Source organism: Caballeronia temeraria, assembly GCF_001544795.2.
Taxonomy (GTDB): Bacteria; Pseudomonadota; Gammaproteobacteria; order Burkholderiales; family Burkholderiaceae; genus Caballeronia; species Caballeronia temeraria.
Genome location: NZ_FCOI02000006.1, coordinates 237,677 through 250,119, shown reverse-complemented (window position 1 = coordinate 250,119; position 12,443 = coordinate 237,677). Strand labels below are relative to the sequence as shown.

Below are 12,443 nucleotides of genomic sequence, written 5' to 3'. Positions count from 1 at the left end.
GGCGGTCTATAAAGGATGGAAACTACGATCGATGCGCGGGCGAACCGCGCGGTTAGAACTTGAGCACCTTCGGAATCTTGCCGGTGTAGTCGAAGCCGTCGACGGTCAGGAGCGCGTCGATGACTTCCGACTTGGATTTTCCGAAGACCTTCTTGAAGTTGTCGCCGAGTGCGGCACGGATGCCCAGCTCATCAGCGACCACCATCATTTCCGACTTCGTGATCAACTCCAGAAACTCCTTGCAGAGCTTCCAGTGCTTCGCGAGATCGAGCCGATGGTGCTTGCACAGACGCGTGAGGTACTGGACGTCGAGACCCTGGATCGCTGCGATGGTGACGCCAGTCACGGCGTGCGCCATCTGTGCGTCCTCGGCAGCAGCCGTAGCGGCAGCGGCCTTCGTCACGTCACCCGCCGGGATCTGCTCTTGCGTGAGCTTTTCCCAGATGCCCGAGAGCGTCTTGTGATCGACACAGCGCATCTGGTCGGAGAGCGCGATCGCAACGAGATATCGCTGAGCGAGCATGGGATCCGAGCCGACCTCACGACGCAGGGCTTTACGCCACAACGCCACGCGATAAGACTTGATCCGGTCCGACTCGGACACGACCGTCACCGAGGAGTTCGCACCCGTGGCCTTCGCATCCGATGCCGAAATCGGAGCCGCTTTGCAAGCAGACTTACCGCCGCTCTTGCCCGCTTGCGCCGTCTCGGCCGCTTTTGGCTGCGTGGCCGCCTTCACAGCTTGCAGGTTCGCCGCGACTTTCTTCATGTTGCAGACTGTGTCGAAGCACTGGCCCTTGTAGACCTTGCCGATCGAATCAGGCAGCGCACTCACGGCCGCGCCGTAGTTCTGGCACGCGTGACACGCCTTCGCCTGCTCTTCGCCGACGCCTTTCGGACCGTCGACCGAGAGTTGCACGCGCGTGTGGTTGTCGCCCGCACGCACGATACGTACGACCGGATATTCGTCGCGCAGGCCGGTAGCCGTCGCGTCGAGCATCTTTTCGGTCTTCTCGTTGTAGCAGGTGCGGTTGGTGCAGTTTCCCGTACCAATGGATTCGCCGAACATCTCGCCCTGAGTGGAGGAGTTATGCGGGCATCCGGCGCAATTGGCCTTGTCGAAGATCGCGGCCGCCAACGAACAGGCGATCTGTTCGATGGTTTTCTTGACCTCCGCGACGGGCTTGCCTTCTTTGACGATCACCGGCAGCAGCTTGTCCTGCGTCTCTTTGGGGAGCGCCGCCAGCAACTCGGCGTGACCCAGCAGGATCTGGCGCGTGCTCAACGCATCGAGCACGCCCGTGCTGCAGTTCATCAGCGCGAGGCGTTTGTCGAGCGTCGCGCGCGACCAGCCGAAGATACGCGCGACTTCGTCACGATCGCCTTTGCACAGCCCGACTTGCTCGGCTGCGGCGATCGCTTCTTCCGCCGGCGACATATCAGCACGCTGGATATTCTCGATGATGGCCAACTGCTTGGCTTCGGCTTCATCGATCTCCCGGACCACGACAGGGATTTCGTAGTCGTCGCCGTGCGCCGCAAGCGCAGCCTTGTATCTACGGCCGCCGGCAACGAGGGCGTAACCGCCATCAGCGAGCGTTCGTACGATGACGGGCTGAATGACGCCTTTCTCGCGCACGGACGCCGTGAGCTCTTCCATCTCCGCAGGATCGAAATACTTGCGGGGATTGACGCTGACCTGAATGTGCTTGAGAGCGAGAGTAGGTTGTTGTTGCATTGCAGGGCTCCAAGGAGGGAACCCGCCCCTTCGGGTGGTTCCCGAAGGGTTGAACAACGTGGGCTGATGAGAATCAGCGCTGGTCGATGCGTCGAAAGACGCGGGTGATGGTGCAACGATAGCGGTTTACGTTGCCCTCTCCGGCCCGAAAGCTCACGAAATCAGGCTGTCTCTCAATCTTTGACGAGAACCAATTGGCGCTGATGTCACACGGCTTTTCATTCTGTGACCTGCTCTCCCGCAAGCGCGCGCGGCAACGACGCTACATTTTCTCGGTCGGGTACCGCTCAAGAACCTTGATGAGATCCTCCGGCACTCGCCACTCGCGCATGAACGACTTGGCTCGGACCACGTTGATGATCGACAGCGCTATAGCCACCAACGCAAAAAATGCTCCGAGTGCTGGAATGCCGTAGCGAATCCACGGCGAGTTGAGAAAGGCCGGGTCCGTCCCGTCTATGTCCGAGAACAAGCCGCTCATGGCGGCTGCGCCTGCCACAACCACTGCCAGGAAGATCGCGCTAACCTGCAGTTTCCGTTGCTGTTTGCGAGCCTCACGATAAAGCGCGATCGACACCCATTGCTCTTTGAAGAAGGCTTCGAGGTCTACCTTCCTGGGGTCAAACTTAGAATAGTCATTGCGGGTCATTGGTTACTCGGTTCACTGCACGGGGCCGTCCGGGCTCTGGCTTCAAAGCGGACCAGGATTGGCGACTCTTGAGTCGGAATCGGGATAGGGGCAGGCCTCGCGGCCCGACCCCTCCCACACCACCGTGCGTACGGGTCCGTACACGGCGGTTCGGATCGGTTGATCGGCTAGGGACGCAGTGATGGAAGACCGAGGGATCGCAGAAAGCGATTGGTCAACGCCCGTTGCAGTGCAGGGCTATTACTCAGCCGCCATGCATTATGGGGTGACCCGGCTGTCTGGGCAGCAAGGGACCGGTCCACCCCTCGCGCCGTCAGTTCCCGGAAGCGGGTGTTCCCGCGTCGCCACTGCTTCCAGAAGAAGCAGCGAACCCGGCGGCGCACCCATTCGTCCAGACGCTGAAGGACGCTCGGCGTTTCGCAGAATCCAAAGTAGCCGCGCCATCCAGTCAGGTAACGGTTCAGCATGCCGATCAGTTGGTCAACGCTGACCCCGTGCGAGCGCTGGGTCATTTCCCGGATTCGCTCCTTGAACCGGCTCAGTGCCTTGGGCGCGATGCGCCGTTTGACGTGATCCCGGGTCCCGAAGGTGAATCCCAGAAACTTCCGCGTGTGAGGCTCGGCCACTGCGCTCTTCGTCTCGTTGACCGTCAACTTGAGCTTGCTGGTGAGGAAGGCTTTCAGCCCCGCCATCACCCGTTGGCCCGCGCGTTCGCTGCGTACATAGACGTTACAGTCGTCGGCGTACCTCGCAAATCGCAGTCCGCGTCGCTCAAGTTCCCGGTCGAGGTCGTCGAGCATCAGATTGGATAACAACGGTGACAGCGGACCGCCCTGGGGCGTCCCTTCGTCCGTTGCGCCAACCAGCCCGTCTTCCAGCACGCCCGCCGTCAGAAAGGAGCGGATCAGCTTCAGCACTCGCCTGTCGCTGACACGCTTTGCCACCCTGCTCATCAGGATATCGTGGCTTACGCGATCGAAGAATTTCTCGAGGTCCAAATCTACAATCCATCGATGCCCCGACTGGATGTAGCTTTGCGCCTTTGCCACGGCCTGATGCGCCGAGCGTCCCGGACGGAAACCATAACTGGAATCCGAGAACGTCGGGTCCCACCGCTGTTGCAGCACCTGCAATACCGCCTGCTGAACGAATCGATCAAGCGCGCACGGAATGCCAAGCTTGCGCACGCCACCTCCATCCGGCTTGGGTATCTCGACTCGTCTGACAGGTTGTGGCTTGTACGTGCCTTCCAGCAGCATGGACCGTATCGTCGGCCAGTGCTCACGCAGGTACGCCGGTAGTGCCTGAACCGTCATGCCGTCCACGCCCGGTGCGCCTTTGTTTGCTCTCACACGTTTCAACGCCTGCTTCAGGTTCTCCCGTTCGCAGACTTCCTCCATCAGTCGGTCACTAGCCGACGGGCTTTCAGACTCGGGGTTCGCCGCCATAGGTTCAGCCCCTCGATCAGCAGCCCTCGGGGCTTCACCCCTGCCTCCGCTATCGAGGACGCGATGCGTTTTCTGCTGCGCTCCCATGTCGAGTTCTCCGGCTTACTCGCCGCTCCTCTCCGTTTGGGCCTTCAGGCATCGCTGCCCTACTATGCCCGCTGCTGACTCCTGCGCGGTGGTCAACAACCCTTGCGAGCCGTTCAGTCCTGAGTCCAGGACACCGCGCAGGCCTCCCGAGGTAAGCCCAACCGCCTTCGCCACACACCCGCCAGATCTACCACCCCGGACCTTGATGGCTATGGACTTCGCGATCATTGGCTCGCTCGTCCGTCCGGGTAGGCCTCCCATCTGGTTTCTGTTCGTCAGGTCGTGGCTTTGCTACACGCTTCCTTCAGACCCCGCCTCACGACGACGCCCTTGCGTTTCGCTAGTCCTTCACCACCATCAGGTTGGACAGGGGACTCGCACCCCCAAGCTGTTGTGCATGCTCGGCGCACCAAAAAAAACCCGGCAAAGCCGGGTTTGGGTTCAGATGACAGACGAGTTGGTGTCACGCAGTCGCTGCGCCAGCGCCCAGGAGAGGACGCGACAGGAGCGTCGTGACTGCACCCGCGAGCGTCCAATCGCCGAACTGCTGTTCATGGCTCTCGTGCACGAGGCGATCCAGGCACAGTACTTCGACGCCTTCGACCGACACCTTTCCGAGAATCTTCGCCATCACAGCGCGGTTCGAGCCTTCGCGCTTGACCGTCACGACGTCCTCGCCGACCAATACAGATACCTTCGCGTCTTTCACGCAGCCTCCTTCAATTGTTTGCGCATGTCGCCCGCCGTGCTATCGGCGAGCAATGCGAGATCATCGACAAAGCGATCCAGCAACGAGTCCATGTGCAGGAACGTAGCGTCGTCGAGTTCCGGCGTCGCCCAGTCCAGTCCTGCCTGCGTCGCATCACGTTTGTGCGCGACCATCTGGTCCTGATACTCGTCGATGCTGCCGGGCAAGTGGAAATACAGCACCTTCAGCACCCCCTTCCGGTTCCAGCGCAGCGCGCGCCGCATCGCCTGATACTCGATGCGCCACGTCCACGACCGGTCGTAGAAGAGGATGTAGTCGGCGTTGGGCAGGTTGTAGCCCGCCCTCCCGGATGCTTTTGTCGCCATCAGCCCGGTCGCTAACCCCGTCAAGAAGCGCTTGTCCTTATCGGCCACGCGACGCTTGATCGGGATCTCGCCATGAAACGGCACCGTCTGAACGCCGTGCGAATCGAGCTCGCGCGCAAGCAGATCGAGTACGCCCGGATTCTCGGCAAACACAATGGCTTGCTTACCCTCCGCCGCGATCGCCCGCATGCGCTCGACCACCGCGCGTTGCTTGCTCGTCAGGCCGCCCACGTGCTCGACGCCCTCCATGCCGAACTGCGGAAAGTTGGCAGCGAAATGCACGGCACGAATGCGCGCCAGGATCGTCACGAGGTTGCACGCCTTTTTGTCATCGCGCGAATCGCGGTACCAGTCGGCGAACTCGTCAGCAGCACGCAGATACGCGGCCAGATGGCCGCGATCCCATTCGACCGTTTCCACCTCGAATTCAGGTGGTTCGATCTGGATGTAGCGCGACACCTCCGGCTCAGCGACAAGCCTGCGCTTGATGTGCGGGGCCAACATCGCCCGGTACCGATGCAGGTTGCCGATCTTCGGCACTTCGCGCTTCGCCCCATCCTGCAGGCTCTCCGCAAACTGCCACGTCACCCACTCCAGCACCACGAAGTCATCCCTGAATCGATCGACGCCGCGCATCGCGTACTCCACCGAGTTGATCCAGTTCTGCTCAAGATAGCCGACGCGGTAGCCATAGGGTTGTGCCGCCGTTCCGTCACCCCCCGAGAACGCAATCAAACCGAATGCGTCCCTGGGGTAATTCGGGATCGGCGAGCCCGTCAAAACGAAGCGCCGCCGCGCCGAGAGTTCGCAGAGCGCGCGGCTCTGATCGCTCGTTGGATTGGCAAGACGTTCGCCCTCGTCGGCCACCAGCAGGCCGATCCGACGACGAAGCCGGTGCGCATAGGTCACGCGTGCTGAAACCGACTTGTCGACAGGCATCCGCAGCCGCTCGTACGAAATCAGATTGAACTGCCGCAAATCGCTCAGATCCGCCGCGGACTCGATCACCTTCACCTGTTCCGCTGCGATAGGCAACTGCGCGATCTCGTTGAGCATCTCGGCAATCAGGCGGGACTCGACAACGATGAGACCGTGCTTGACGCCCGACACGAGGATCAACGCCAGTGCGAGCCGCGACTTGCCGCAACCTTGCTCCCAGGCGACCACGCAACCAGTGGGCTTCAGCAACGTCTCGACCAGATCGTCGACCTGAAACTCCCAGTCGAGCCATCGATCGACGCCAAGCGACTTCACGCGCGAGCGCAATGCAGCCGCTTGGTCGGGAAAGCGCGCGCACAATCCTTCGTGCACCACTTCCCACCCTTCGCTCACGTTCTCCACCGCGAACCGCGCGTTGAGCTCGTCGACCGACAGGTGGTACGGCACGCCATGCAGCGCGTACCGATATCGTCTGTTGTCAACCCGTTCAAACTGGACAGCATCGCCCGCCTTGATGAGCGGACTTGCCCATCGCGTCGCATCGACCTTGTGGGTCTCCTTCGCCGTGCCGCTCACCACGTCCCGCGACCCTGCTCCGGTGGTCCATGCAACATGCCGCAGCGGTATTGCCTGCCGCACGCTGCGCCGCATGCGTCTGCGGAAGTGCTCCATGAAGCCCGGCGCCAGTTGCGGCTCGCCCCCGACACTGCGAAACCGTGTGAGCAGTTGATCGAACGCGGCAACCGGATCGTCCTGTATCAGATACGTTTCCATATCCAGCAAGCCCTGTCCCGAGCAGCGAAAGCCGCGCGGCAGTCGACGACCGTCCCGAGAATAGATCCGCTTCACGAAAACAGCATTCAGCACCATCGCTTCGTTGAAACCACAGGCGAAGCCGAGGCGAATGCGTCTACCGTCGTGAGAGATCATCACCGACTTGTCGCCGGTGACCGCGCGCGTGATGACGGGCTTGCTGTCATCCAGCTTCTGCAGCCGCAGGCGTGGCTCCCCGAACGAGCGATCCTCGAAATGAAGCCCGAGATCCGGGCCCGGCTTCGAGAGATCGTCAACGAGGACGCGAACGAAGTCTGACGGGCGCATGCGATAGCGATCGAAGACGACCACCGCCGTGCGCACGTTTGCACCCTCGAGCTTGAACGCGTCAGGCGGCAGCTCGAATAGGCCGGCCGCACGGCGCTTGAGCGTGTCGCCCTGCTCACCCGAGACCATGGCCTCGGCCGTGGTGATCGGAAGCAAGGCCACGACGATGTTTGCCGCCTCCAGCGCCTGATGCACGCTGTAGTCATGGCTCAACGCACTAGTATTGGCACCGTATCTGCCCCAGGTCGTGCATTCGAGCGGCTGCAGGTGCGGCGACTCGAGGTGAATCGAAAACGGCGGGTTGATGAGCGCAATATCGAAGCGCGTCGGACGAATGTCTTCCATGCCGGCTTGCCTGAACTCGCATTCGAACCCAGCCTCCTCGAACACCGATTGACACTTCTGGATCACATCGGCATGGACGTCGATGCCGTACACGGCGTGACGTTCCGGATCCGCGTACTGCAGCAGCCGCCCCGATCCCACCGAGTTGTCGAAGAGACGAATGCGGCGGTCGATATGCCAAGCGCTCACGAAACTCCACATGAACGCGGCGATCGCGTCCGGCGTGAAGAACTGGCCAAGGTGCTGGCGTCGAGCCGCGGCCAGCTCACCTTGATGCGCGACCGACGGTGCCTGCGAACCCAGACTTCTGATCGCACGCAACGGCCCGTACCAGTCCGGCGCGAAGGAAAAAAGATCTCTCTGCATGGAAAAGCCTCTAGAAATAAAAAGACCCGCCGAAGCGGGTCGAAAAGATGAAGGTTGGGAAGATCAGTACCGATCGCGCGAGGCGAGATACTCGGCACCGAACTCGCTAACGAAGATCGACAGTGCGTCGCCGACGTCGTGCGCGAACTTGAACTGCCATTTGTCGTTGAACATCACAACCTCAAGTCCGGTGAAAGTTAGCTTTTCACGAGTCGAGAAGGTCAGACGATGCACGCTGAAATTGCGCAGTTGATTCGCAAGCGCACCGAAGCGATGCTTGTCCGCGAAGGTCGCCAGCCCACCAAGTGTTGATGCGACAGACGACTGCGAGTGGTAATTGACCTCGCGCTCGCCTTTCGAGCGAAACGATGCTTCGGACGAAACACGCTTTTCCAAGATCACCGCACTGCTGGTGCGTTTGATCTCGGTGTCGGGCTTGAGCCAGAAGCCGCTGATGATCGCTTTGGCCGCCTGCTCGAAGGCAATCCGCTCGCCAGCATCACCCCCGAACGTGCGTTCGAGGTGCTGCCAGAAGCCGTCCAGGTTAGGCAGATGCCCTTTGCGCAGGGCCTCCCCAACGTCGAGGCCAAACCGCTCCGCCTCGCGGTCCGAATCGATTTCGATTCTGCCGCCCGCCGGCGCGAACTTGCGACTGGCCTCCATCACCAGACGCGAAACGAGACGAGCGCAGAACTTTTCGAGTTCGCACTCGGCCTTGTATTCGCTGCGTGTTTCCATCGCCGAATAGTCGGACTTGCCATCGCCGAAGGCATCTCGTTCGGCTTGAACGACAACGCTGTAGGCCGATGCGGCTGCCGTTTGAGCATTCTTGAATTGCTCGATCAACTGGGTGTACATGCGGATGCTCCATAGGAATGGGCAGGCGCACGCCCGCGAGGGGGACGTGCCCCTGCGGGTTTGGGAAAGGAACTTGGAAATGCGGCTTGCCGAAAACGGCGTGCCGTAGGTCGATGCGCGAGAAGCGCGGGTAATTCGGAAACGATACCTGTCCGACGCGCGCCACGCTCACGCAAAAGCGGAGGATTTGATAGCGTCTCTCGCCGCGCGCCGCACATCGTTATCCCCAGTTTCTGGGCATAACCTTGTGGATAACCCAACCCGGGTCGTACCGCGATAGGAGGTCGTTGAAGGGCAAAAAAGCGGAGAGGAGCTACCTGGGTAGCTCTCTCACGGGACAAAGACGCAGTTTTTAGCGAGCTTTTCAGTCGATCGCTTACGAGCTGCTTTCGATATGAGCACAATCCGCCTGCTGCGCTGCCCGCGAAAGTCGTCCAAATCTACCCGTCTTTCGGGCACGCAGCGACTTCGACGTCGGTGAGAATAAATCCGTGCCGCGCGTCAATGCCGCGCTCCCACACCACGACCAACCATTGGGTAGAAAGTGAAAAAGAACCTATTCGTCGCATTGTCCGCGTGTGCTGCTTTCGCTTCTCATGCGGAGGTGCCCGGGCAGTCACTGGAACTTCAAAACACGACCGTCACGGCTCAGGCGCACAGAATCACAGCGCCAGATGGTCAAAGCATCGTCGTGACAAACACGGTGGGTGAAGTAAACATTGCACATGTCGCAGCGTCCACGGTGCCGCGCGCAGCGGCCTTCGTGCAGAGCGGCGATACCGCGTGCCCTGTCGAACACAACGGCTTATTTGCCGAAACCGTTGATCATCAGCTGGTGATCTGTTCGAACGGGAAACGGCACGATGCCGCGTCACTACCGATGACACGCATACGGTTCGAGGAGTTCGACATGAGCGCCGGCAAAATGATCAGGCAGATCGACCAGGCGCGGCCCCTTGGCGTGCAAAGCGTCTTGCAATCCAGTGACGAAAGAACCACCTTCATGCTGCTCAGCAAGGTCGTGGCGATCAATCCGGACGACACCGCACGTATTTCTCTGGAATTCCTCGACGCGAGCGGCCAACGTCAGCAGGTCGATACGACCGTGAAGCTGGGCAGGCCGACGGTTATCGCATCCGGACCTATGGGCCACGAATACCGCTTACGCGTGATTCGCTCCTGACAACGACGATCTCCACCTCAGACAACCGAGGGACACGCCTCCTTCCACTCAATGAAAGTTAGTCACCTCGCCACCGTCGTTCTTCTTACCGTATCGACCATCGGCTCGATTGGATCGATTGGTTTCGTCGCCCCGCAGTTCACTCTTCAGCGCTCCGCTGTTCGAGTCGTGGCGAACACGGTGGTCGTGGAGCGCATGCAAGGAATGAGCGACGCGCTCGCCCATATTCCCGATGGCGAGCGGCACGCGGCTGTCGTGGGATACGGTTTTACTGGCGACAAGGATCTCGAGGCCGCACTCATGGCAAAGCGTCGCGAGCTTGAAACGTCGCAGAACGCGCGCGCCGAGGAACTGGCGACCAACGACAAGCGATTGGCGGTGTTGCTCGCGGCTTGCGGCTTGCGGCTTGCGGCTTCAACGCGATCGTCACGATCATGAGTGCGCTCGCGCTATACGAGCTCGCGGCCAGCCAACGTCGGCGCGCCTCGGATCGCCCCGCTCCCGTGAGAGCATCACCCGCCCCACTGCAGCGTAACTGCACCCGAACCATGAATCTGATCGTTGTTAGCTTCGAAGATTGCACGATAGATCCTGCTGGCGCACGCGCAGCGTCGACCCCTGCGCGCGGCATTCCTGACAGCTGGATCGACGCGTTGATTGGAACCGGTTCGGTTTTTTCCCGAGACTACGCCGCACCCGATACCGTGTCGACGGTCGGACTTCAGTTTCCAAGTTGCGACCACGCGGAACAGTTCTGCCTGAGCGTGCGCGAGGTGGCCAACCTCCTCGGCACCCGGGCTCACATCCACAAAGTTCCGGCGAACGACGCGCAGCGAACCCTCCGGGAGGCCGCGAGACATGTCGCAAGTTTTTTGACGGCATAACCGTCGCCCTCGAAGAGGTCCAGGACAATCCAGCGAGGTACGCGCGGCAACTCGAGCGCGCCAAGGTTTCCTCGGGATATGCCGTATGTCGCTGCACGACTGGCGCGGGCGGTGACCCACTACGGCTTGTCGTGAGGCGTTACGGCGCGCTCTTCCATCTCGCGCGTTGGCCTGATGAAGGTCCGCGACACGACGCCCAGTCATGCTCCTTTTACGCAGCAGGGCCGTCCGCGGATAGCGCGAATCCTGATTCGCTTGACGCGATCCGGCAAACTCCCGCTGGCCTAAACGTAAAGCTCGACGCCTCGCTGGCCGTTCGAACTGTCGAACCCGTTCCCCGATCAGCAAGCAATCTTTCAGGCGCCGGACCAACCCGCCGCTGTGCGCCCTTTCTCGGCTTTCTGCAGCGCGTGTGGCTCGAAGCAGGCTTGAACGTCTGGACGGGCGCGCCGGCACGCAGCTGGGGCCAATGCAATGCACAACTGCTGGCAGCGCTCGGCGACGGGAAACTCAACGGCAAGCCGATGCAGGACGTCCTGCACGTCATGCGTAGGTACGACGAGAGCGAAGGCCCCTCCATCGTCGCCGAGTTCGACCGCTTCCTCGCGCGAATCACCACGACGCCTGAAGCCACCCAACGCGGTATCGTCATCACCGAGGTGCGAAGCGTCGACAACTCGAAGTTTGGATTCGTCCTGAGGCTGCGTCAGACCAGCCGGACACTCTTCGCGTCCAAGGCGATCATCGACGCCGCGTCGAAGTCTTTCCGATCCGCGTGGGCGCAGATCGGTGCCCCGACCGCGCGGGTTGTGGCGCTGGCCGTCAACGAACGCACGCTGGGGAAGGGAGATAAGGAGGGAAACCTGCGGATCGTCGACGTGGCGCTTCAACTGTGCAACAGCACCTTCATCCCCTGTGATTCGAGTTACGAAGTGGCGATGGCGAACCGGCTTGTCGCCGAGCGGCGCAGGTTCAAGAAGCCCCTTCGTCTGATGCCGGGCGATGACACGCTGCCCGATTCTCGGTTGACAGACACCTCGACGCCTACCGCGATCGAGGTCTACGGCATGCTGGACAACGCCCAATACCTCGCACGCAAAACACAGAAGCAAGCCATCTATGCCCGAGCCGCAACGCCGTGCGTGGAATGGATCCCGCCCGCTGCCCTCGAATCAATCCGTCTCCCCGTCGCCGCGCCTTGACAGCGCAAAGCGCCGGGATATGTTCAAGGCGATTCCCACTCCCGAGCAATGTCATGGACTCGAACTCTTTCTTCCTGAAGCGCGCCATCGCGCGTGACGCGGATTGGCAGGTGAGCTATCCGGCGCTCGCCCTGGCCAGCTCGATCGACCCCGTCGACGAACGGCGCAAGCAGATCGTGGTCGCGGCGGCCGACGACTACCACTTGCGCATGGTCTTCTTCAGCACGCTCGGCGCCATCCTCGACTTCGAGGCGACGTGGCCGGAAATCGACCGATCGGCACGCGGCTGGCTCGCATTCACGCTTCGTTGGAACAGGTGGTGGTTGCCGAACCAGCCCGCTGCTCGCGCACTCGAACAGCATGCATCAGCGCCGACCGATCTCCTCTTTGCACATCGCGATGTTGAAGGTGGCCCCACAGACACGGTTTGTTTTCGTCGCTACCTCGATGCGATTGAGCAGCACTATCGCCGCGATGAGGCTATCTCCCGCCTTCTCTGCCCGAGCGCCGAATCGCTGGCCTAAACCTCGTCCTATCAATACGGCAACATGATCAAGGCGACCGACGAC

The 12,443-nt window shown here is 61.1% G+C and carries 11 protein-coding genes; 5 read left to right on the top strand and 6 right to left on the bottom strand.

The features are described from left to right. Positions 1-52: 52 nt before the first annotated feature. From AWB76_RS12120 to AWB76_RS12095, 6 genes are all read right to left on the bottom strand, one after another. Positions 53-1,738: a PRTRC system ParB family protein gene (locus tag AWB76_RS12120; protein WP_061160354.1), complete on the bottom strand. Its 1,686-nt coding sequence runs from the start codon at positions 1,736-1,738 to the stop codon at positions 53-55. Between the two features lie 262 nt (positions 1,739-2,000). Continuing rightward, positions 2,001-2,387: a hypothetical protein gene (locus AWB76_RS12115; protein WP_061160353.1), complete on the bottom strand. Its 387-nt coding sequence runs from the start codon at positions 2,385-2,387 to the stop codon at positions 2,001-2,003. Positions 2,388-2,554: 167 nt separating this feature from the next. Next, the gene (gene ltrA, locus AWB76_RS12110; RefSeq protein WP_061160352.1) at positions 2,555-3,922 is read right to left on the bottom strand and encodes a group II intron reverse transcriptase/maturase; all 1,368 of its coding nucleotides are present in this window, start codon (positions 3,920-3,922) and stop codon (positions 2,555-2,557) included. A gap of 463 nt (positions 3,923-4,385) precedes the next feature. Next, on the bottom strand, positions 4,386-4,631 hold the full coding sequence (locus AWB76_RS12105) for a hypothetical protein (protein ID WP_061160351.1): 246 nt from the start codon (positions 4,629-4,631) through the stop codon (positions 4,386-4,388). Beyond that, positions 4,628-7,747, bottom strand: coding sequence for an SNF2-related protein (locus tag AWB76_RS12100; RefSeq protein ID WP_061160350.1), 3,120 nt, complete (start codon positions 7,745-7,747; stop codon positions 4,628-4,630). Before AWB76_RS12100 ends, AWB76_RS12105 begins: the two co-directional genes overlap by 4 nt. Positions 7,748-7,810: 63 nt before the next feature. Then, positions 7,811-8,605 carry a hypothetical protein gene (locus tag AWB76_RS12095; protein ID WP_061128461.1) on the bottom strand — a complete coding sequence of 265 codons (795 nt, stop codon included), beginning with the start codon at positions 8,603-8,605 and terminating at the stop codon, positions 7,811-7,813. Between the two features lie 544 nt (positions 8,606-9,149). Between AWB76_RS12095 and AWB76_RS12090 the strand changes: the two genes are divergently transcribed. The 5 genes from AWB76_RS12090 to AWB76_RS12075 all read left to right on the top strand — a co-directional run bounded on the left by AWB76_RS12090 (position 9,150) and on the right by AWB76_RS12075 (position 12,398). Next, a complete protein-coding gene (locus AWB76_RS12090; protein WP_157696113.1) occupies positions 9,150-9,788 on the top strand; it encodes a hypothetical protein in 639 nt (212 codons plus the stop codon). 204 nt (positions 9,789-9,992) lie between these two features. After that, on the top strand, positions 9,993-10,226 hold the full coding sequence (locus AWB76_RS40865) for a hypothetical protein (protein ID WP_143746637.1): 234 nt from the start codon (positions 9,993-9,995) through the stop codon (positions 10,224-10,226). 110 nt (positions 10,227-10,336) lie between these two features. Next, positions 10,337-10,672 carry a hypothetical protein gene (locus AWB76_RS41585; RefSeq protein ID WP_167357747.1) on the top strand — a complete coding sequence of 112 codons (336 nt, stop codon included), beginning with the start codon at positions 10,337-10,339 and terminating at the stop codon, positions 10,670-10,672. After that, entirely contained in the window at positions 10,669-11,874 is a 1,206-nt protein-coding gene (locus AWB76_RS12080) for a DUF1173 family protein (protein WP_061160404.1), read from the top strand. The genes AWB76_RS41585 and AWB76_RS12080 overlap by 4 nt, the downstream gene beginning before the upstream one ends. A 53-nt stretch (positions 11,875-11,927) precedes the next feature. Next, a complete protein-coding gene (locus AWB76_RS12075; RefSeq protein WP_235012413.1) occupies positions 11,928-12,398 on the top strand; it encodes a hypothetical protein in 471 nt (156 codons plus the stop codon). The last annotated feature ends 45 nt before the right edge of the window (positions 12,399-12,443 follow it).

Coding starts and splice junctions, on each gene's coding strand:
- AWB76_RS12120 (WP_061160354.1), bottom strand. CDS start 1,738: ATGCAACAACAACCTACTCTCGCTCTCAAGCACATTCAGGTCAGCGTC.
- AWB76_RS12115 (WP_061160353.1), bottom strand. CDS start 2,387: ATGACCCGCAATGACTATTCTAAGTTTGACCCCAGGAAGGTAGACCTC.
- ltrA (WP_061160352.1), bottom strand. CDS start 3,922: ATGGGAGCGCAGCAGAAAACGCATCGCGTCCTCGATAGCGGAGGCAGG.
- AWB76_RS12100 (WP_061160350.1), bottom strand. CDS start 7,747: ATGCAGAGAGATCTTTTTTCCTTCGCGCCGGACTGGTACGGGCCGTTG.
- AWB76_RS12095 (WP_061128461.1), bottom strand. CDS start 8,605: ATGTACACCCAGTTGATCGAGCAATTCAAGAATGCTCAAACGGCAGCC.
- AWB76_RS40865 (WP_143746637.1), top strand. CDS start 9,993: ATGAGCGACGCGCTCGCCCATATTCCCGATGGCGAGCGGCACGCGGCT.
- AWB76_RS41585 (WP_167357747.1), top strand. CDS start 10,337: ATGAATCTGATCGTTGTTAGCTTCGAAGATTGCACGATAGATCCTGCT.
- AWB76_RS12075 (WP_235012413.1), top strand. CDS start 11,928: ATGGACTCGAACTCTTTCTTCCTGAAGCGCGCCATCGCGCGTGACGCG.